The following is a 20,789-nucleotide window of genomic DNA, read 5'->3' as shown; positions in this document are numbered from 1 at the left end:
TGCAAAAACATTAAGGTTTTTCGGGACTTCTCTGGCGACCTCCATTGACTTTGGGCGATTTGACCCTATTTTCTGACTATCGCGGCTTGGAAACGCTACTCGATTCCACCAAGCACTGGCCGCGGGTCAGCGTCAGTCAGAGAGCCCCCAGCTTCGTTAGAGCATGCCGTTTCGGGGTTGAACGCGACCACAGCCTTTTACCCCTCGATTCCTAACGGCGGCGTCGAACAGAGGCCCCGTCGCCTATTGGCGCGTGACACAGAGGCTCGATGTCCTTTTCCAATCTCGGCTTGTCCGACAAGGTGCTGGCTGCAGTTGCAGCCACCGGTTACACCACTCCTACTCCTATTCAGGAACAGGCGATTCCTCACGTGCTGGCCCGTCGCGATGTGCTCGGCATCGCTCAGACCGGCACCGGCAAGACCGCAGCTTTCGTGCTGCCGATGCTCACCATTCTTGAAAAGGGCCGCGCCCGGGCACGAATGCCGCGCACCCTGATCCTGGAGCCGACCCGCGAACTGGCCGCCCAGGTCAAGGAAAACTTCGATCGCTACGGCGCCGGGCAGAAACTCAACGTCGCATTGCTGATCGGCGGTGTCTCCTTCGGCGACCAGGACACCAAGCTCACCCGGGGCGTCGACGTCCTGATCGCGACGCCCGGCCGCCTGCTCGATCATACCGAGCGCGGCGGATTGCTGCTCACCGGCGTCGAGCTCCTCGTGATCGACGAAGCCGACCGCATGCTCGACATGGGCTTCATTCCCGACATCGAGCGAATTTGTAAGCTGGTGCCGTTTACGCGGCAGACCCTCTTCTTCACCGCGACCATGCCGCCGGAGATCCGGCGCGTCACCGAAACCTTCCTGCACAATCCGCAGAAGGTCGAGGTGTCCCGGCCCGCCACGACCGCTGTCACGGTTACGCAGCTCCAGGTGCCCGGCGGACGCGAAGCGCATCAGAAGCGCGAGGTGCTGCGCAAGCTGCTGCGCGAGGCAAAGGACCTGAAGAACGCGATCATCTTTTGTAATCGCAAGCGTGAGGTCGCCATTCTTCACAAATCGCTGCAGAAGCACGGCTTCAGCGTCTGCGCCCTGCACGGCGACATGGACCAGTCTGCCCGCATGGCCGCGCTCGATCAGTTCCGCAAGGGCGAGCTGCCGCTGCTGGTCGCCTCGGACGTGGCCGCACGCGGTCTCGACATCCCCGAAGTCAGCCACGTCTTCAATTTCGACGTGCCGCATCATTCCGACGACTATGTTCACCGGATCGGACGCACCGGCCGTGCGGGCCGCACTGGCACCGCGATCTCCATCGTGAGCCCGGCTGACCAGAAATCGATCACCGCAATCGAGAAGCTGATCGGTCAAAGCATTCCGAAGGCGGAAGGCGACTACGAGGTGGCCGCGTCAGCCGACGAGGACTCCCATGAACGGCGGCCGCGCGACGGTGCCCGCCGGAGCCGCGGCAAGGCACCTCGCGAGCGCGAGCCGCGCGAGATCCGCGAGACACGTCCGTCCGCCGCTGCGCCGCGGCCTGCACAAGCGGCGACGCCTCGGCCCGCGCCGAGCCCCCGCAATGACCCTGCCCGGACCGAGCAGCCGCGCCACGAACCCCGGCGGCCGCGACGCGATCACGACAACGAGCCGGCCGATCACTCGCATCTCCCGGCCTTTCTGCTCCGCCCTGTGCGCGCGCCGCTCCCGTAAACAAGTTTCCAAACTCGTGTGTTGCGGCGGAACCTCGATCAACAGTTCCGCCCATCATCAAGCGCGCCGACGGCGATCGTGCGTCCCGTTCACGCGCCGCCCGTTCCGCCGCTCACGACGCTTCAGCCTGATCACCGGCTATGCAGCACAACGAGCATATGAGATGACGAACGTCCTGTAAGGGTAACTTGACGTTCATCCGGAACTCTACGGCCGTATTTACCCCTGGTTCACACACGTCCTTTAGCTTGTCCGGCATTGTTTATTCATTGCTGTGGCGACGGCGACGCGGGCGATTTGGGGAGAACCTGTTGTGGTCAATGCGCTTGACGAACACGAACGAACGATAGGCTTTGGCGAATTTGCGCTTGGCCAGATCAGAGCTCTGCGTCACTCGGCCAATCCTCGCAACTACGAGATTTGGTACGTCTATGCGACGGGCTATAACACGCAGCTGAACGAGATCCTCAACGAGACGATCGCGCGCAACGGCGAGCTTTCTCAAGCCGAACTCGACCAGCTCTACGAATCCTATCTGACGCACCTGAAGACGTCCGATCGCATCGACAAGGTCGGTGCGCGCGTCGTCGGCGAGATCGATGACCTGGTCGGCACGATCTCCGACGCTCTCGGCCGCACCGCCAGCTACGATGCGAGCCTTGCCGGCGCTGACCAGAGGCTTGCATCGGCCACGAGCCGCGAGCAGCTCGTCGACATCATCGAGGCTCTCGCGCATTCGACGAAGCAGATGCGGGAGACCAACCGGATGCTTGAGCAGCGTCTCACGCTGTCCAAGGACGAGATCAGCGGACTTCAGCAGAGCCTCGAGGCGATCCGGGCCGAGAGCCTGACCGATCCGCTCACGGGGCTTGGCAATCGCAAATATTTCGATCGCATGATCGAGATGGCCGTTGAGGGTGGGCTGACGTCGAATCAGCCGCTCTCGCTGCTGATGTTCGACATCGATCACTTCAAATCATTCAACGATTCCTTCGGTCATCTGACCGGCGACCAGGTGCTGCGCCTCGTCGGGATGTCGCTGAAGAATGCGATCAAGGGACAGGATATTGCGGCGCGCTATGGCGGCGAGGAGTTCGCAGTGGTACTGCCGAACACGCCGCTCCGACAGGCGCTGACCGTCGCCGACCAGATCCGCCGCGCGGTCACCGCGCGGGAGCTCAAGAAGAAGTCGACCGGGGAAATTCTCGGACGGGTCACAATCTCCGTCGGCGTGTCCATGCTCAGGCCCGGCGACGACACGGATGCGCTGATTGAGCGCGCGGATGCCTGCCTCTATGCCGCCAAGCGCAGCGGACGCAATCGCGTGATCTGCGAGAGCGATCCGGAATTCGCCGCGGCCACGCGCGGCCAGGTGGCCTGACGAACGCCCGGCACGCGGCCCTCATGTCAGCGCCGCGTCGATGACGCTTTGGGCCTTCTTGCGGTCTTGCGGGCCCGCTCGGAGGCAGGCGGCTCCACCTTCTTTGCTGTCTTCTTGGCCGTCTTCGGCGCCGTGGCAGGCTTGCTGTTCGTCGCCGGCGTCTTGGCGTTTGCGCGCCTGGCAGGCGCCGCGGCCGCCGCCTTGTCACGCATCATCGGGGATGCCGCACGGGTCTTGCTGCGCTTGCTGAGGGCGGCAGTTTGCGCCGCGACGAATGCCTCCCGGGCCCACAGGGTGAACTCATCGGCGTCGTCGAACAAATGCGCCGGCACCTGCCAGTAAGAGCGCACGGTCATCGTCCGCGCCCGCGTCTCGTAGGAGAACGGCTGGGATCCGGCGGCCTCGAACTTGGCGAAGCTCGCTTCATCGGCCCGCAGATAGAGGCCGCTGCGCAGCGCCAGCGCAAAGTTGATGCCGTCAGCGGAGATGCCGAAGCCGGAGAACATCCGGCGGATCGTGACCGGCCCGAAGCCGGCGAACAGTTCGATCAGGAATTCGCGGTCCATCTATCGTCCTCCGCTCGCATTCACCGCCTCTGCCTGATCGCCGCAAGGTACAATCTTAACGATTGTCATCTTCATATTACTATCTTACCGCATATTACGGGCAATCGATTTCCGACATTCACGGCAGGCGACGAAATCATGAGCGACCGAGATTGTGCGTCTACAGCGCTCGGCACGCTCGCCTTCCTGTTCCTTCGCACAACCGCGGATACGGAACATAAGCTGAGCGGTGACATCGAGAAACAATACGCGCTGCATGACGAGGGTCTATCACGATCTGACATGCTCGTGGCGATCAGAGGGCTTCTCGACCGTCGCTTCGGCATCAGCCTGTCGAACGCGACTGCCTGCGACCTTCGTGAAGTGCCGCGCGCGAAGCGCCTGATGGCACAAACGCTCATCTATCTGGCTTGTGCAATCCTCGAGGAACAAAGACGCGACAGCAGGGCGACGGCGTGTAGCTCCTACTCACGAGGCGCGTTTCCGGCTCTTTTATGGTCGGGGGTGGTCAAAATCGACGAGTTCGCTCAATGGGGCGAGGAGTATATGCACTTGCAACGCCTGCAGATCGAGAAAGCGACCGCCGGTCGCGATCTCGGTCACTGTGAGGTGTTGCTGTCCAGGCCGTACTCGGTCGAGGATGACATCGAAGCTGCTCTTGCCAGTATCGATGTCTGGGTCAAGGACTATCGATCCCCCCGTGTCCTGCTGCTTGCCGGTCATCGCCGAAGTCTGGATGCGCTGATCCAGCAGGAAGTGCTGGCTCGTGGCATCGGAGTGTCGGCGAGAACTCCGGTCACGCCCTGCAATGCGGCGCACCTGCCGCTTGTGGATCCGGCGCCACAGCAGGCATATCTGAGCAGCGTTCCAGTCCATTCGCCCGAGCGTACCTACGTCGCTCAGGCCTCCGGCAGCATTGCCGTCGACGGCTCGCAGTGCGCGGACGACATTCGCGACTTCATTCTTCACACCGGCATCGGCCCCATGCGCACCTACGCGGCGCTTAGAACGCTCAGCTCGCTTTCGCGCACCATACTTGCAGTCGGAACGGCGAAGAGCTTCTTGGCGATTTGCGTCGCACCCAACCTGCAACCCCATCCGGTCTCGCACCTCCCAGTCGGATTTGAGGACTGCGAGTCGAAACACCCCGAGGAGTAAAATGCACACGATTGACCTTCTCGCTCCGGCGCTCCCGCATCGCGGCCTGGATGTTCCGTCGTTGAACGCCCATGAGGTCACCGCGGCTCAATTGCGCGATGACATCGCGCAATCCGGCATTGCGTTCGTCAACTCCATCGACAACGTGTCCACGGCTCTGCGGATTGCCGACCTGCTCGGCGAGGTTCGACAGCACCGCGACGCGAACGAGGATGGCGTCACCGTCGTGGCACCTAAACGCGTCGAAGCGGAAGGCAACGGATTTCTCGGCTTCGGTTTCGATGCCCTGTTTCCTCATACCGACCGTACGATCGCGGTTACACCACCCCACTTGGTCTTCGTCTGGCGCGAGCGCCCAGGAGATCGGGGAGAAGAGACTCTGCTCGTCGACGGACTCGAGGTCTATCGGGAACTATGCACCTCCTGGCCGGACGTGGCCGACCAGCTTCGCGTGCCCGACGCGGCCGTATTCGAAAGCGATGGCGCGCTGCTGCGTAGCGCGATCTTCTTTGAACCGGAGGACAGCAAGGATCGGCTCGGTGTGCGATTTCGGTTTGATCGGCTGATGTACATCAACTGCATCTACAGCGGCGCCATTCCCGTTCTGCGCGCCATCATCATGGCAAAGGCGATCAAGCTGCGCCTGGGCTCTGGTCAAGGCTACATTGTCTCGAACACGCGCTGGCTGCATGGCCGTAACGGCTTCGGCGGAGAACGGCGATACCTTCGTTTGCTGATCGACACGCGGGAAGCGCCAGCTCACCGGCACTTCGGCTTCGATGCTGCCTCCGCCAATGCTGGCTAGGGTCATCGCCGCAGTCAGTTCGCCCGGCAACCTCGAGTCGGGCGTCAACGAAGATGCGTATTGGTGCAGCCCCTCGGGGGCCGTCGTCCTGGACGGGATCACGGGGTTTGCAGGCGAACGTTTGACGAGCGGACCGACGGACGCGAACTGGCTGGTGTCGGCCGTCGTATCGAACCTCAACAACCACGCAGAGATCGACGAACCGTTCGAGCGCAGGCTGGAAAGCAGTCTGCGCGCCGCGGTCCAAGATCTGCAGCAAGGCGCGGCAGCGCTTGTTGAATCCCACAGGACACCCATGGCCGCCCTCGGTGCCGTGTCAATCGTCGGCGACCGCTTGCGGTACTGGCTGTTGGGAGATGTCGAGGCGATCATCCGATTGCCATCTCGAGACGCCTTTCGGAAGCAGGACACCCGTTGCCACAGCAGCGAGCAAAGGACGCTGCTCGAATGGAAAAGACTGTCCGAGGGCCGTCTGACCTATAGTGAACGGCGAAAGGCCGTGCGCCCCCTCATCCGCGAGAGCCGCCGGACCATCAATACGAGCGAGGGATATTGGCTCTTCAGCCTCACAAACCCAGACCTCGCCCAGGCAATTGCTGGCGAACTTGCGGTCGAAGCCGGAACGCGCATCCTGCTCGCCAGTGACGGCCTACTGCGCTGCTCGGCGATCCTGGGCATCGATGATGCGACCTACTTCGAAGACGGGGACGAGGGCATTCGTACCCTGCTCGAACGGCTGCGTCGATGCGAACAAGATGACAGCGAGTGCCTGCGTTGGCCGCGCCTCAAGCGCCACGACGACGCTACGGCCGTTCTTCTGGAGATCACCCGATGATCCCACCCACGCAACTGTTCAGCGACCATTTGGCCAAGGCTTTCCGGTCTCCGTGAAAGGCATCGTACACCTGCATGGACAGATTGCCCTGCTCAAGAACGAACGGGACGAGTGGGAGCTTCCCGGCGGCAAGCTGGAAGCCGACGAGCAGCCCGAGGCATGCTTGGTGCGCGAGATCGATGAGGAACTCGGCCTCGCGGTGACCATCTCCCGGATCATCGATTGCTGGGTTTACGACATCCAAGGCCAAGTCAAGGTCCTGATTGTCACCTATCTCTGCGAGCCATGCGCGTCCCTTCATGTCGCGCGCGTCAGCTCCGAGCACAAGGAGCTGCAATTGTTCACGTTGTCTGGCCTTCCCAACATCAACCTGCCCGATGGCTATCGGTCCAGCATCCTCCGGGCGCTGGGACCTCGACCTTAGCGGCACCAGCGGCACGACAAATGGAGAGAACTCTGTTACGGCACGACACGACGATTCGTGCCTGCAGCCGCAATCAATGTCGCGAACACGACAGACGTCGCGAAGATACCGACGGAAAGCCGACGATCAGACCTCGGCAGGCTTCAACTGTACCGACTCGCCGCAACCGCAGGCGCTGATCTGGTTGGGGTTGTTGAAGACGAACTGGGCCTGCATCCTGTCAGCTTGATAATCCATCTCGGTGCCGAGCAGGAACAGCACGGCTTTGGGATCGACCATGATCTTGACGCCCTTATCCTCCACCACCTCGTCCGTCGGGCGGATGTCGTGCGCATATTCGACCGTGTAGGACTGCCCGGCGCAGCCGCCGTTCTTGACGCCGACCCGCAGGCCAATGATCTCGGACTCGGCCCGCTGCATCAGCTCGCGGATGCGCGTGGCAGCGGCTTCGGTCAAACGCATGACCTGCGGACGGGGTCGCGGCTTGGGCTTGCTGACAATTGGCGCCGGCGTATTGTTCATATCGGTCATCTGGTCAATCCCGGCGGTCAATCAATCCCGCCCACCATTCAAACTTCGTGCCTCACCACATATTGAGGACGAGACGCGCCTCGTCACTCATGCGGTCCGGCGTCCATTGCGGCTCCCACACGATATTGACGTTGACGACTCCCACCCCCGGAACGCTGGCGATCGCGTTCTCCACCATGGTCGGCAGTTCGCCGGCCGCCGGACAGTTCGGCGTGGTCAGCGTCATGACCACGTCGACGCTGCGGTCGTCCTTGATGTCGACCTTGTAGATCAGGCCGAGCTCATAGATGTCGGCCGGAATTTCCGGATCGAAGACCGTTTTCAACGCCGAGATGATCTCGGTGGACAGCCGCTCGGTCTCTTCCGGTGGCAATGCCGAATGAGTTTCTACAGATTGAGTTTTGACATCGGCCATATCGGTCATGCAAACAAATCCCGCGCCTTGATCAATGCCTGGGCCAGCAGATCGACCTCTTCCCTAGTATTGTACATGCCAAACGAGGCTCGGCAGGTCGCAGTGACGTTGAATCTCTCCAAAAGCGGCATGACGCAATGCGTGCCCGCGCGCACTGCGACGCCCTGGCGGTCGATCACGGTCGCGATATCGTGGGCGTGCGCGCCCTTCATCTCGAACGAGATCACGGGGCCCTTGCCCTTGGCGGTGCCGATCAACCGCAACGAGTTGATCTCGCGCAACCGCTCTTGCGCATAGGTCAGCAATTCGTGCTCATGCGCGGCAATGCGGTCCTTGCCGACGGAATTCACGTAGTCGATCGCGGCCCCCAGTCCGACCGCCTCGACGATCATCGGCGTGCCCGCCTCGAACCTATGAGGCGGATCACCATAGGTGACCCAGTCGCGCGCGACCTCGCGGATCATCTCGCCGCCGCCATTGAACGGGCGCATCGCGGCAAGGAGATCGTATTTGCCGTAGAGCACGCCGATCCCGGTCGGCCCATAAAGCTTGTGGCCGGTGAAGACGTAGAAGTCGCAGTCGATGTCCTGGACATCGATGGCAAGATGCACCGCTGCCTGGCTGCCATCGACCAGCACAGGAATGCCGCGCGCATGCGCAATCCGCACGACCTCCTTCACCGGCACGAGCGTGCCGAGCATGTTCGACATCTGCGTGATCGCGACCAGCTTGGTCTTGTCGGTCAGCAGCTTCTCGAACTCGTCGATCAGGAAGTTGCCTTCATCATCGACCGGGGCCCATTTGAGCACCGCGCCCTGGCGTTCGCGCAAGAAATGCCACGGCACGATGTTGGAATGGTGCTCCATGATCGAGAGCACGATCTCATCGCCCTCGCCGATATTCGGCCCGCCCCATGACGACGCCACGAGGTTGATCGCCTCGGTCGCGTTGCGCGTGAAGATGATCTCCTCGCTGCGCCTTGCGTTGAGGAAGCGCGTCACGCGCTCGCGGCCGCCTTCATAGGCCTCCGTGGCCGCGTTCGCGAGATAATGCAGGCCGCGATGCACGTTGGCGTATTCGCTGGTGTAGGCCTGCGTCATGCGGTCGAGCACCGCGCGCGGCTTCTGCGCCGAGGCGGCATTGTCGAGATAGACGAGCGACTTGCCGTAGACCTGCAACGCCAGCGCCGGAAAATCCTCGCGAATGCGGGCGACGTCGTAGGTGCCGTTGGCGACTGCCGGATGCGTGCTCATGCGCGGGCCTCCAGCCAATCCTGGGCGGCGGCGATGACGCGCTCGCGCAAGCCGTCATCCTCGATCGCCTCGATCGCTTCGCCGACAAAGGCCTGGATCAGCAGCGCCTGCGCCTGCTTCTCGGGAAGACCGCGCGCCTGCAGATAGAACAGCAGGCTGTCGTCGAGCGCGCCGGCGGTGGCGCCATGGCCGCAGGAGACGTCGTCGGCGAAGATCTCGAGCTCGGGCTTCGAGTCGGCCTCGGCCTCGTCGGACAGCAGCAGCGCGCGGGTCATCATCTTGCCGTCGGTCTGCTGCGCGTCCTGGCGAACGATGATGCGGCCCTGAAACACCGAATGGGCGCGATCATCGAGCACGGCGCGGAAATTCTCGCGGCTGGTACAGCCGGGCACGGCGTGGTCCACCACTAGCGTCATGTCGCCATGCTGCTTGTCACGCAGCAGGTTGACGCCGTTGACCGTGAGTTCGCTGTTCTCGCCCGCCAGAGTGATGAAGGCCTGGAGCCGGCTCACCACGCCGCCGCTGGTCATGTTGAAGAGGTTGAGCTTGGCGCGGGCCCCGACCGTGATCACGTCCGAGGTGACATTCACGGCGTCGGAGGCATCGCGCATCAGCCGGATATGCGACAGCTCGGCCCCGCCGCCGATCCAAAGCACGAGCGCATCGTCGGCCTGATAGGCGGTCGCGCCCTCGGCGGCGACGCAGGTCTCGATCAGGGTGGCGCGCGCGCCCTTGCCGACCTGGACATGCGACCGCGCATAGCGCGCCGCCTTTGCGGCCGTCGCGACATGGACGATCTGCAACGGCGCCGGCAGATGGATGCCGTCCGCGATTCCGACCACTACGCCGTCGGTCGCCAGCGCTGCGTTGAGCGACAGCATGGGATCGGTGAAGGTCGTCAGCAGGAGATCGCCGCGCGCCTCGTTGCCATCATTCTCAAGAACTTGGCGCAGCGACCTCAGGCTGACGCCCGCCTTCACGTCATCGGACAGCTCGGCGGCGAACACGCCGTCGACCAGCACCAGCTTGATCGCGCCATCGATCGCGACCGTCGCGACAGCCGCCTTGGCCCGCGCCAGCGCAGCCGCATCGGGCGTGGCTGCAAGCGGCAGCAGCTCGCGCACCAGTGCGCGCAGGTCGGTATACTTCCATTCCTCGATGCGCCGGTGCGGCAGTCCCGTGCGCTCGAAGGCCGCGAAGGCCTCGCGCCTGATATCCGCCACCCTTCCGGTGCCGGGCAGCCGGCCCTGGGCGGCGGCAAACACGCTGCTCGCCGCCGGACCGCTGTCGTTCTTGACCAAAGCTACATTCATCACAGATCCATTCACGACAGCGCGATCAGGCCGCGTCTTCGAACTGGGCGTAGCCGGACGCCTCCAGCTCGAGCGCGAGCTCCTTGCCGCCGCTCTTCACGACGCGGCCCTTCGACATGACATGAACGACGTCGGGCACGATGTAGTTCAGCAGCCGCTGATAATGGGTGATCACGATCATCGAGCGCTCCGGCGAGCGCAGCGCGTTGACGCCGTCGGCGGCGATGCGCAGCGCGTCGATGTCGAGACCGGAATCCATCTCGTCGAGGATGCAGAGCGAGGGCTGGAACAGCGCCATCTGCAGCACCTCGTTGCGCTTTTTCTCGCCGCCGGAGAAGCCGACATTGACGCCGCGCTTCAGCATGTCCTGCGGGATGCTGAGCTGCTTCGAAATCTCGCGCACCTTCTTGAGGAAATCCGGCGTCGAATATTCCTCCTCGCCGCGCGCCTTGCGCTGCGCGTTCAGCGCCGTGCGCAGGAACGTCATGGTGGCGACGCCGGGGATCTCGACCGGATATTGGAACGCCAGGAACACGCCCTTGGCGGCGCGCTCATCCGGCGCCATCGCCAGTAGATCCTCGCCCTTGAACAGGATCTCGCCGCCAGTCACCTCATAGCCGGGCTTGCCGGCGATGACGTGGGACAGCGTCGACTTGCCGGAGCCGTTCGGCCCCATGATCGCATGCACCTTGCCGGCGTCGATCGTCAGCGTCAGGCCGTGGAGGATCTCGCGCTCCTCGACGCGGACCTGCAGGTTCTTGATTTCGAGTAGTGCCATTATCTCTTTCCGCTCAGCGCTTGCCCTGGAGCAACCGATCGACCGGGTCCGAGGGCGGATGATGTTGATGTCAGCACGAGCGGGCCGCGCGACGGGCCCGCTCCGTGGCCTTAGCCGACCGAACCTTCGAGGCTGATCGAGATCAGCTTCTGCGCCTCGACCGCGAACTCCATCGGCAGCTGCTGCAGCACATCCTTGACGAAGCCGTTGACGACGAGCCCGACCGCTTCCTCCTGCGAAAGACCGCGCTGGATGCAGTAGAACAGCACGTCCTCGGAGATCTTGGACGTCGTCGCCTCGTGCTCGAAGGTGGCCGAGGAGTTCTTGGCCTCGATATAGGGCACGGTGTGCGCGCCGCATTTGTCGCCGATCAGCAGCGAATCGCAGGCGGTGAAGTTGCGCGCGCCGGTCGCCTTGCGATGCGCCGTCACCAGGCCGCGATAGGTGTTCTGCGATTTGCCCGCCGCGATGCCCTTGGAGATGATCCGGCTCGTCGTATTCTTGCCGAGATGGATCATCTTCGTCCCTGAGTCGACCTGCTGATAGCCATTCGAGATCGCGATCGAGTAGAACTCGCCACGCGAATTGTCGCCGCGCAGGATGCAGCTCGGATATTTCCACGTGATCGCCGATCCGGTCTCGACCTGGGTCCAGGAGATCTTGGAATTGTTGCCACGGCAGTCGCCACGCTTGGTGACGAAGTTGTAGATGCCGCCGACACCTTCCGAATTGCCCGGATACCAGTTCTGCACCGTCGAATATTTGATCTCGGCATCGTCATGCGCGACTAGCTCGACGACAGCTGCATGCAGCTGGTTCTCGTCGCGCTGCGGCGCCGTGCAGCCTTCGAGATAGGAGACGTAGGCGCCCTTGTCGGCGATGATCAGCGTGCGCTCGAACTGGCCGGTGTTGCGCTCGTTGATGCGGAAATAGGTCGACAGCTCCATCGGGCAGCGCACGCCCGGCGGCACGTAGACGAACGAGCCGTCGGAGAACACCGCGGAGTTTAGCGTCGCGTAGAAATTGTCGGAGGTCGGCACCACGCTGCCGAGATATTTCTGCACCAGCTCGGGATGCTCGCGGATGGCTTCCGAGATCGGCATGAAGATCACGCCGGCCTTCTTCAGCTCCTCCTTGAACGTCGTCGCCACCGACACCGAATCGAACACGGCGTCGACCGCGATCTTACGCGCTTCCGGGCTGCCGGCACCGGGCTTAGGCTCGACGCCTTCGAGGATCGCAACCTCGCGCAGCGGGATGCCGAGCTTTTCATAGGTCTTCAGGATCTCAGGATCGATCTCGTCGATCGAAGAGAGCTGCTTCTTCGGCTTCGGCGCCGAATAATAATACAGGTCCTGAAAGTCGATCTTCGGATAGTCGACGCGCGCCCAGGTCGGCTCCAGCATGGTCAGCCAACGGCGATAGGCCTCCAGGCGCCATTCGAGCATCCAGGCGGGCTCGTTCTTCTTGCCCGAAATATAGCGGATCGTGTCTTCGGAAAGCCCCTTCGGAGCCTTCTCGGATTCGATGACTGTCTCGAATCCATAGCGATATTGATCAACGTCGATCCGCCTGACGCGGTCGACCGTCTCTTGTACGGCTGGCATTCCATCCTCCGCTCGCGGTTTCAAGGACCGCGGTGGACATCTTCTGGAACCGTCTTACGACGTTTCGCGGACGAAATCACGCCCTTAGAATCGCTCAAGCACGGTTTCATCGCTCCCCTTAAGTAGGGTCAATGACAGCTTTCGCCAAGCCTGCAGGCAGCGATCGACATCCGCCTCTGTGGTGGACCAGCCCAGACTGAGGCGCACCGCTCCCTGGGCGGCCGCGGGACCGACCCCCATGGCTTCGAGCACATGGGATGGCTGCACTTTGCCCGACGAACAGGCCGAGCCGGAGGACACCGCAATACCTTCCAGATCGAACCCGATCACTGCAGTCTCTGCCTTCATCCGGTCGGCAGTGAACAGCGTCGTGTTCGGCAGCCTCGGAACGCCACACGAGAATACCGTCACCCCCGCGACCTGCCCAAGGCCCGCTTCCATCCGGTCGCGCAATTCGCCGAGCCGCGCCTGATCGCTCTCCAGCCCAGCCAGGGCCGCGCCGGCAGCCGCGCCAAATCCCGCGATTCCCAGCACATTCTCGGTTCCCGCGCGACGACCTCGCTCCTGGCCGCCGCCGCGCAGCAGGGGGATCAGCTCCTCGACGCCACTCCCCAGCACCAGCGCGCCGACGCCCTTGGGGCCGCCGATCTTATGTGCAGAAAGAGACACCAGGTCCGCGCCCATCTGATTGATATCCATCGGAATTTTTCCAAAAGCCTGGATCGCATCGACGTGCAGGACCCCACCAGCCCGCCGCACGAGCTCAGCGACCTGCGAAACCGGTTGAAGCACCCCGGTCTCGTTGTTGGCGGCCATCACGGAAACCAGCGCCGGTGGTCCGCCAGCCAGCAGCAGTTCGAGGTGGCCCAGCGCAACCACGCCGGACGGGTCGACCGGGATGATCCGGATGTTCGAGGAATCAAAACGGCCGCCGGCCAGGACCGACGCATGCTCGACAGCCGAAACCAGCAGGCGTTCGATCCGGCCGGCCGGCGCCTTGAGCCCCGGGCTCAAGGCCAGAACATTGGCCTCCGTGCCGCCGGACGTGAACACGACGCGGCGGGCCATGGCGCCGAGGCCGCGGGCGATGACCTCGCGCGCATCCTCGACCAGCCGCCGGGCCTTGCGGCCCTCGGCATGAACCGAGGAGGGATTGCCGAGATGATCCATGGCCGCGATCATCGCCGCGCGCGCCTCCCGGCGCAGCGGCGTCGTCGCATTCCAATCGAGGTAGACCCTGTCAGCCATGGATCACTTCATATCAACTGGTGTCGTCAACGGCCACTGCAGCTCCAGCGACGACCCGTGGCCGGCCGTCTGCGCGGCTGCCGCCGGCCGAAGACGATGGTAATGTCCGCTGCGAGATGAGATGGCGAGTGCGGTCCCATGAACAAGCTCAGCGGTTTGATCCTGCGTCCGAACGATCGAACGTTCTATGTGACGACAGCCGTGCTCTCGGTCGGTGTCGGCCTCGTCAACGCCTTCTCATCGGCCCAGGACGCGGTCAGGCGGGGCGCGCCCTACGATCTCGGAACGCCGCTGCTCGGCGAGATGACGAGCATCCTGTTCATCATCCTGCTGGCGCCCCTGCTGGTCGCGACCGTCCGATCGATCCGTTCGCCACCCTGGACGCCCCATAGCGCCGCACGCGCTGCGTTGGCCATCGTCGCGTTCTCTGCGCTCCACATCATGGGCATGGTGGCGCTGCGCAAGCTCCTGATGTGGGCCGCCGGCGGCAGCTGTGACTTTCACCTCTCATGGCCCACGGTCATGTACGAATTCCGCAAGGACATCATGACCGCGCTGCTGATCGGCACGACGCTCTGGCTCTATGACGGCTATCGCGACGGCACCGCGCGCCAAGCCCCCCGTGATCCGCCGGCTCCCGCGACCCTGTGGCTGCGCGACGGCGCCAGCCGCGTCCGAATTTCGCCGGCGGACATCCTGTGGGTCGCCTCGGCCGGGAATTACATCGAATACGCCATGGCGGACGGCAGGCAGCACCTCATTCGCGGCACTCTCACCGCCGCCGAGAGCGAGCTTGCCCGCTTCGAGCTGGTCCGGATCCACCGCGGCCGGCTGGTCAACATGGCCCGGGTGACCGCGCTTGCCTCTCTTCCCTCCGGCGACTTCGCCCTGACCTTTGACACCGGGCAGACGGTCCAGGGCAGCCGCCGCTATCGCAGCGCCGTTGCTGTTTAGGAGCAGACGCCTGCGACCACGCCGGGAGCCGCCCGCGGGGAAAAAGAAAACTCCAGCGTTTTCAACTAACTGCCAGGACAGCCGGCGGGAACCAACCAACCGCCTGAGCCCGCGCGCATCAATCCGTCGCCGCAATCCGCGCCCCGAGCCGCCATGGCCGGGCGTTGAAAAGCCTTGCTTTTTGCCCTGCGCTCCATGTTAGAAGGCCAACTTCCAGTCACGCATGCGCCGTTCTGTTCAAGCGAACGGGCGGTGCTCGATCACCACTTGTCATGCGAAATTCGTCGGCGAGGCGCCAGATGAATCACGGACGAAGTCGGTCGATGCTCTGCCAAGGATTCTCTGATGCCTGAAGTCATCTTCAACGGTCCGGCCGGCCGCCTCGAAGGCCGTTACCATCCGGCGAAGCAGAAGAACGCGCCGATCGCGATGATCCTGCATCCGCATCCGCAGTTCCACGGCACGATGAACCACCAGATCGTGTATCAGTGCTACTATGCGTTCGCGCATCGCGGCTTCTCGGTGCTGCGCTTCAATTTCCGCGGCGTCGGCCGCAGCCAGGGCTCGTTTGACCACGGCACCGGCGAATTGTCGGATGCGGCGTCGGCGCTCGATTGGGCGCAGACCATCAACCCCGAAGCCCGCGCCTGCTGGGTCGCCGGTTTCTCCTTCGGCGCCTGGATCGGCATGCAGCTCCTGATGCGCCGTCCCGAAGTCGAGGGCTTCATCTCGATCGCCCCGCCAGCCAACCTCTACGACTTCTCCTTCCTGGCGCCCTGCCCGTCCTCGGGCCTGATCGTCCATGGCGAGAAGGATGCGGTGGTGCCGCCGAAGGACGTCAACACGCTGGTCGAGAAGCTCAAGACGCAGAAGGGCATCGTGATCGACCAGCAGGTCATCCCCGGCGCCAACCACTTCTTCGACGGCAAGCTCGAGCCGCTGATGGAAACCATCACGGCCTATCTCGACATGCGGCTTGCCAATGTGAGGTGAGGCAACGCGTCGTTGCTGATTGTTCGAACGGTCGTGCCTTGAGGCACTGCTGTCATCACCCGCGAAAGCGGGTGATCCATTGCGCTGCGGCTTCTCCGCTGATCATCGGCATGTCGGAATACTTGATCGCCCGGTCAAGCCGGGCGATCACACTGTGAGTGCATGAGCGCTCGGTACGACAACAACGTCCCTACGCCGCCTGCTTCAACAAATAAGCATCGTACCGCGCCAAAAATGCGCGGAGCAGATCCGGATAGTCGGCGCCGACCGCCGCCTGCACACTCGGCCGCTGCGCCAGCTGATCGCGCCACGCCCGGACCTTCGGCGTGGCGGCAAAAATGCCGAGATCGCCGTAGGCATCGAACACATCGAAATAGCGGAAGACCGGCGCGAACACGGCGTCGACCAGGCTGAAGCTCGCCCCGGCGAAATACGGCCCGTCGCCCAGCGCCGCCTCGACGCGAGCGAACTTCGCGGTCAGCGCGTCGCGCTTGGCGGCGAAGATAGCGGCATCCTGCGTCGTCTCCAGGCCCCAGAGGTCGCCGAGGATCGCCGAGCCGAACTCCATCCAGGCGCGATGCTGGGCGCGGGTCAGCGGATCTGCCTGATGCAGCCGCGCGCCGGCCTGCGTCTCCTCGATGTACTCGCAGATGACGTTGCTCTCGAACAGCGCCACCACGCTTTCGGCTGAGGGCACCACCAGTACCGGCACCTTGCCGAGCGGCGAGAGCTTCAGGAACCAGTCCGGCTTGTTGGCGAGATCGATGTCGATCCGCTCGAACGCGACGCCTTTCTCCGTGAGCGCGATGACGGCGCGTTGCACATAGGGGCACAGCTTGTGGCTGATCAGTTTCAGCGTCATGACATCCTCGGCAGCATCAATGCAGATGCATCAAACTAGATGCAGATGCATTAAGTTGTCAAGATTCATGCAGCTGCATGAATTACGGACGCGTGATCACGCCGCCGGTCATCGGAAATGGCACGCCGGTCGTGGTCGGATAGCTCAGCGGCAGCCCCTTCATGCCGCGGACCGCCAGGAAGCCGAACGCCTGGGCCTCCATCGCATCGGCCGACCAGCCGAGCGCGTCCGCCGATTCGACGCTCGCCGGCGCGAGCCGCGCCCGCAGCATCCGCATCATGGTATGGTTGCGGGCCCCTCCGCCACAGACGATCCAGCTCGCCGGTGGCTTCGGCAGCAACGGAACGACACGCGCGATGGCGGCGACCGTGAACGCCGTCAAGGTCGCCGCGCCCTCGGCCGGAACGGCCTGATCCAGCTTCAGCGCGGCGAAGTCGTTGCGGTCGAGCGATTTCGGCGGCGGCAGGGCAAAGAACGGGAGTTGCAGCGCCTGGGCGATCCAGGCTTCGTCCGGCCTCCCCTGCTCGGCCAGCCGACCATCCTGATCGAACGGCTGCCCGGTCGTCCGGGAGACGAAATCGTCGAGCAGCGCATTGCCCGGACCGGTATCGCAGGCGATCAGCACATCCTCGCCGTCGATATAAGTGATGTTGGCGACGCCGCCGATATTGACGACCGCGATCGGCCCGTCGCGTGACAGCGACTGGGTCAGCGCGCGATGATAGACCGGCACCAGCGGGGCACCCTGGCCGCCGAAATCGACGTCGGCGGCGCGGAAGTCGGACATCACGGGCATGTGGACGGCCTTGGCCAGCGCCGCGGCGTCGCCGATCTGCACGGTGAGGCGCCGTTCCGGCCGATGCAGCACGGTCTGCCCATGGAAGCCCACGATGTCGACGTCTTCGGGCATCAGCCGGTGCTGCGCCAGGAACGCCGCAATCGCCTCCGCATGCGCCAGCGTCACTACGTGCTCGGCCTCCCGCACGCGCCCGGGCCGGTCCTCGCGCCGCTCGATCTGCACCGCATCTGCAAGCGCCTGGCGCAGCAGGCTGCGCTCGGCGGCGCTGTAGGGCCGGTAGCCGGAGGGACCCAGGCTCTTGATCTGCCGCCCATCCGTCTCGATCAAGGCCACGTCCACCCCGTCCAGCGAGGTGCCACTCATGAGGCCAAGTGCGGTCAGAATCATTGCAGTTGAACCTGAAAACCCTGCCCTGATTGCCAAGTGCGGCCGATTTGAGGTCCCACCGGAGCCGTGCACATGCTTGTACAAGCCCGGCGCATCTTATAATGCCACATCGCCCGGACCCCTGGCATCTGCCCTTCCGTGCCGGAGCCGCGACAAGCGGTCAACACCGTAAACAAATGCTCAGAGTTGCCTAGAATGACTGGCTTCAAGTCCGATTTCCTGAACGTGCTGCAGAGCCGCGGCTTCATCCATCAGTGCTCCGATTTCGAGGGCCTGGATGCTCTCGCCGCCAAGGGCCAGGCGACCGCCTATGTCGGCTATGACTGCACCGCACGCTCGCTGCATATCGGCAACTTCCTGACCATGATGATGCTGTACTGGCTGCAGCAGACCGGGAACAAGCCGATCACCCTGATGGGCGGCGGCACCACCATGGTCGGCGACCCCTCCGGCAAGGACGAGACCCGCGCCATGCGCACGGTCGAGGAGATCGAGGCCAACAAGGCCTCGATCCGCGGCGTGTTCGCCAAGGTGCTGGCTTACGGCGATGGCGCGACCGACGCCATCATGCTCGACAATGCCGAATGGCTGACCAAGCTGAACTGGATCGAGATGCTGCGCGACATCGGCCGGCACTTCTCGGTCAACCGCATGCTGACCATGGACTCGGTCCGGCTCAGGCTCGAGCGCGAGCAGGAGATGAGCTTCATCGAGTTCAACTACATGGTCTGCCAGGCCTACGACTTCGTCGAGCTGTCGCGGCGCACCGGCTGCCGGCTGCAGATGGGCGGCTCGGACCAGTGGGGCAACATCGTCAACGGCGTCGAGCTCGGCCGCCGCATGGGTACCGAGCAACTGTTCGCGCTGACCACGCCGCTTTTGACCACCGCCTCCGGCGCCAAGATGGGCAAGACCGCGCAGGGCGCGATCTGGCTCAATGCCGACCAGTGCAGCCCGTATGATTTCTGGCAGTACTGGCGCAACACCGAGGACGCCGACGTCGTCAAGTTCCTCAAGCTGTTCACCACCCTGCCGCTGGCCGAGATCGAGAAGCTCGGCGCTCTCCAGGGCGCCGAGATCAACGAGGCCAAGAAGGCGCTGGCGGATGCGGCGACCACTTTGCTGCATGGCGAAGAGGCCGCACGAACGGCTGCCGAAACCGCGCGCCGCACCTTCGAGGAGGGCGCGATCGCCGAGAACCTGCCGACGGTGGAAGTCGCCCAGGCCGAGCTCGACGCCGGTCTCGGCGTGCTCAATGCATTCGTCAAAGCAGGACTCGTGGCATCGAACGGCGAAGCCCGCCGGCAGATCAAGGGCGGCGGGCTGCGCGTCAACGATGTCGCCGTCACCGACGAGAAGATGGCGCTGACGGCGAAGGAGCTGACGGCAGAAGGCGTGATCAAGCTGTCGCTCGGCAAGAAGCGCCATGTGCTGGTGAAGCCTGCATAGGGGCATTCGTTTTTGACTGCTTGTCAGGGAACGTCGAAACGCGCTCCCTGACAGCCATGACGATCAGCGCGCCGCAAGAGCCTGCGCAAGCCGAGGAAACCCCGCCTGCTCCGCTGCCCGCGAAGGCGGCGCGGACGGCCTTTGTCGTGCTCGGCCTCTGCTTTGCGCTGTCCGTGCTCGGCCGGGGGCTCGGCGAAAGCTTCACCGTCTTCCTCAAGCCGATTTCCGACGGCTTCGGCTGGGACCGTGCCGAGGTGGTGTCGATCTATTCGCTGACGGCGCTGGCCGGCGGTCTCGCCGCCCCGCTGATCGGCCGCCTGTTCGACCATTCGGGGCCAAGCGCGGTCTATGCGCTCGGGCTGCTGCTGCTCGGAACGGCGTTCACGGCGGCCGCGCATGCCCAGGCGCTGTGGCAATTCCAGCTCAGCATCGGACTTTGCGTCGGCATCGGCATCGCGTTGATCGGCAACGTACCAAACTCGATCCTGCTCGGCCGCTGGTTCGGCGCGAAGCTGTCGACCGCCATGGCCGTGATCTATTCCGCCACCGGCGCCGGCGTGCTGCTGCTGCTGCCGGGCTCGCAGCTCTTGATCGACGCCATCGGCTGGCGCAGCGCCTATCAGACATTCGGCGCCGCCGCCTTCATCCTGCTGGCGCCGCTGGCGCTGCTGCCGTGGCGGGTGTTTGCCGCGGGCGCGCCGCACGTGACGAAACCGCTGGCGGATGAGTTCGCCGACGATGCCTGGACCTTGTCGCGCGCGCTGCGGCATCACGCCTTCTGGGCGCTGTTTGCGACCTTCTTCTTCACCGCAATCGGCATGTATGCGATCGCCCCGCAGGTCGTCGCCTATCTGATCGATGCCGGCTTCGCGCCGCTGCAGGCGGCCACCGCCTGGGGCTTCTCCGGCGTCGTGCTGCTGTTCGGCATGCTCGGCGTCTCCGCACTCGACGGGCTGATCGGCCGGCGTCCGTCAGTGCTGTTCTCTTATGCGGTCTCGATCGCCGGCATCCTGATGCTGTGGGCGCTGCAGGTCTGGCCCAACATCCTTCTGCTCACCGGCTTCGTCGTCTGCTTCGGCAGCATGATCGGCTCGCGCGGACCGCTGTTGTCGGCGACGGCGATGAAGATCTTCCGCGGCAAGCGGCTCGGCACGATCTACGGCACTATCACGATCGGCAGCGGGCTCGGCTCGGCGTTGGGATCATGGAGCGGCGGCGTCATCCACGATCTCACGCATGGCTACGACGCGGTCATCCTGCTGGCGCTCGTCAGCGTCATCATCGGCATGATCCCGTTCCTGGTCGTGCCGGCGCTGCGGAGCTGA

Annotated in this window: 20 protein-coding genes; 10 read left to right on the top strand and 10 right to left on the bottom strand. The window is 63.9% G+C overall.

Annotated elements, in window-relative coordinates; all coding sequences use genetic code 11:
* Positions 1-269: 269 nt before the first annotated feature.
* Positions 270-1,706 carry a DEAD/DEAH box helicase gene (locus ACVIJ6_RS29575; protein ID WP_456775601.1) on the top strand — a complete coding sequence of 479 codons (1,437 nt, stop codon included), beginning with the start codon at positions 270-272 and terminating at the stop codon, positions 1,704-1,706.
* Between the two features lie 313 nt (positions 1,707-2,019).
* Complete coding sequence (locus tag ACVIJ6_RS29570) at positions 2,020-3,087, top strand: GGDEF domain-containing protein (protein WP_456775600.1); 1,068 nt, start codon at positions 2,020-2,022, stop codon at positions 3,085-3,087.
* A gap of 26 nt (positions 3,088-3,113) precedes the next feature.
* Here the strand turns inward: ACVIJ6_RS29570 and ACVIJ6_RS29565 are convergent, their stop codons facing one another.
* Positions 3,114-3,653, bottom strand: a complete 540-nt coding sequence (locus ACVIJ6_RS29565; RefSeq protein ID WP_456775599.1) for a TfoX/Sxy family protein — start codon at positions 3,651-3,653, stop codon at positions 3,114-3,116.
* A 138-nt stretch (positions 3,654-3,791) separates the two neighbouring features.
* Here ACVIJ6_RS29565 and ACVIJ6_RS29560 point away from each other — a divergent pair, with 138 nt between their 5' ends.
* The 4 genes from ACVIJ6_RS29560 to ACVIJ6_RS29545 are packed head-to-tail and all read left to right on the top strand — an operon-like array spanning position 3,792 to position 6,875.
* Positions 3,792-4,811 carry a hypothetical protein gene (locus ACVIJ6_RS29560; protein WP_456775598.1) on the top strand — a complete coding sequence of 340 codons (1,020 nt, stop codon included), beginning with the start codon at positions 3,792-3,794 and terminating at the stop codon, positions 4,809-4,811.
* Between the two features lies 1 nt (position 4,812).
* Positions 4,813-5,616, top strand: a complete 804-nt coding sequence (locus ACVIJ6_RS29555; RefSeq protein WP_456775597.1) for a TauD/TfdA family dioxygenase — start codon at positions 4,813-4,815, stop codon at positions 5,614-5,616.
* On the top strand, positions 5,606-6,451 hold the full coding sequence (locus tag ACVIJ6_RS29550) for a hypothetical protein (protein WP_456775596.1): 846 nt from the start codon (positions 5,606-5,608) through the stop codon (positions 6,449-6,451). Before ACVIJ6_RS29555 ends, ACVIJ6_RS29550 begins: the two co-directional genes overlap by 11 nt.
* On the top strand, positions 6,372-6,875 hold the full coding sequence (locus tag ACVIJ6_RS29545) for an NUDIX hydrolase (RefSeq protein ID WP_456775595.1): 504 nt from the start codon (positions 6,372-6,374) through the stop codon (positions 6,873-6,875). The genes ACVIJ6_RS29550 and ACVIJ6_RS29545 overlap by 80 nt, the downstream gene beginning before the upstream one ends.
* 126 nt (positions 6,876-7,001) lie before the next feature.
* Here ACVIJ6_RS29545 and ACVIJ6_RS29540 read toward each other — a convergent pair whose 3' ends face one another.
* The 7 genes from ACVIJ6_RS29540 to ACVIJ6_RS29510 form a co-directional block, all read right to left on the bottom strand.
* Entirely contained in the window at positions 7,002-7,406 is a 405-nt protein-coding gene (locus ACVIJ6_RS29540; RefSeq protein ID WP_456775594.1) for a HesB/IscA family protein, read from the bottom strand.
* A 52-nt stretch (positions 7,407-7,458) separates the two neighbouring features.
* The gene (locus ACVIJ6_RS29535) at positions 7,459-7,830 is read right to left on the bottom strand and encodes an SUF system Fe-S cluster assembly protein (RefSeq protein ID WP_456775593.1); all 372 of its coding nucleotides are present in this window, start codon (positions 7,828-7,830) and stop codon (positions 7,459-7,461) included.
* Entirely contained in the window at positions 7,827-9,074 is a 1,248-nt protein-coding gene (locus tag ACVIJ6_RS29530) for a cysteine desulfurase (protein WP_456775592.1), read from the bottom strand. The genes ACVIJ6_RS29535 and ACVIJ6_RS29530 overlap by 4 nt, the downstream gene beginning before the upstream one ends.
* Positions 9,071-10,387, bottom strand: coding sequence for a Fe-S cluster assembly protein SufD (gene sufD, locus ACVIJ6_RS29525; RefSeq protein ID WP_456775591.1), 1,317 nt, complete (start codon positions 10,385-10,387; stop codon positions 9,071-9,073). Before sufD ends, ACVIJ6_RS29530 begins: the two co-directional genes overlap by 4 nt.
* Before the next feature lie 25 nt (positions 10,388-10,412).
* Positions 10,413-11,165, bottom strand: coding sequence for a Fe-S cluster assembly ATPase SufC (gene sufC, locus ACVIJ6_RS29520; protein ID WP_257170788.1), 753 nt, complete (start codon positions 11,163-11,165; stop codon positions 10,413-10,415).
* A 110-nt stretch (positions 11,166-11,275) separates the two neighbouring features.
* Complete coding sequence (gene sufB / locus ACVIJ6_RS29515; protein WP_456775590.1) at positions 11,276-12,772, bottom strand: Fe-S cluster assembly protein SufB; 1,497 nt, start codon at positions 12,770-12,772, stop codon at positions 11,276-11,278.
* An 84-nt stretch (positions 12,773-12,856) separates the two neighbouring features.
* Positions 12,857-14,020, bottom strand: a complete 1,164-nt coding sequence (locus tag ACVIJ6_RS29510; RefSeq protein WP_456775589.1) for a cysteine desulfurase family protein — start codon at positions 14,018-14,020, stop codon at positions 12,857-12,859.
* 138 nt (positions 14,021-14,158) lie between these two features.
* Here ACVIJ6_RS29510 and ACVIJ6_RS29505 point away from each other — a divergent pair, with 138 nt between their 5' ends.
* Together ACVIJ6_RS29505 and ACVIJ6_RS29500 are read left to right on the top strand one after the other, a co-directional pair.
* Positions 14,159-14,974 carry a LytTR family DNA-binding domain-containing protein gene (locus ACVIJ6_RS29505; RefSeq protein ID WP_456775588.1) on the top strand — a complete coding sequence of 272 codons (816 nt, stop codon included), beginning with the start codon at positions 14,159-14,161 and terminating at the stop codon, positions 14,972-14,974.
* A 345-nt stretch (positions 14,975-15,319) separates the two neighbouring features.
* Positions 15,320-15,967: an alpha/beta hydrolase gene (locus tag ACVIJ6_RS29500; protein ID WP_006614822.1), complete on the top strand. Its 648-nt coding sequence runs from the start codon at positions 15,320-15,322 to the stop codon at positions 15,965-15,967.
* A 190-nt stretch (positions 15,968-16,157) separates the two neighbouring features.
* Here the strand turns inward: ACVIJ6_RS29500 and ACVIJ6_RS29495 are convergent, their stop codons facing one another.
* Together ACVIJ6_RS29495 and ACVIJ6_RS29490 are read right to left on the bottom strand one after the other, a co-directional pair.
* Positions 16,158-16,829: a glutathione S-transferase family protein gene (locus tag ACVIJ6_RS29495; RefSeq protein ID WP_456775587.1), complete on the bottom strand. Its 672-nt coding sequence runs from the start codon at positions 16,827-16,829 to the stop codon at positions 16,158-16,160.
* Between the two features lie 82 nt (positions 16,830-16,911).
* Positions 16,912-18,015 (bottom strand): anhydro-N-acetylmuramic acid kinase, encoded by a 1,104-nt coding sequence (locus ACVIJ6_RS29490; RefSeq protein ID WP_456775586.1) that lies wholly within the window; start codon positions 18,013-18,015, stop codon positions 16,912-16,914.
* A gap of 195 nt (positions 18,016-18,210) precedes the next feature.
* Here ACVIJ6_RS29490 and tyrS point away from each other — a divergent pair, with 195 nt between their 5' ends.
* Complete coding sequence (tyrS, locus tag ACVIJ6_RS29485; RefSeq protein ID WP_456775585.1) at positions 18,211-19,464, top strand: tyrosine--tRNA ligase; 1,254 nt, start codon at positions 18,211-18,213, stop codon at positions 19,462-19,464.
* 56 nt (positions 19,465-19,520) lie between these two features.
* Positions 19,521-20,789, top strand: coding sequence for an MFS transporter (locus ACVIJ6_RS29480; RefSeq protein ID WP_456775584.1), 1,269 nt, complete (start codon positions 19,521-19,523; stop codon positions 20,787-20,789).

The sequence above is a fragment of the Bradyrhizobium sp. USDA 4369 genome (genome assembly GCF_054056435.1).
The sequence above is the reverse complement of the archived record's forward strand: the minus strand, read 5'-3'. Positions and strand labels throughout refer to the sequence as shown.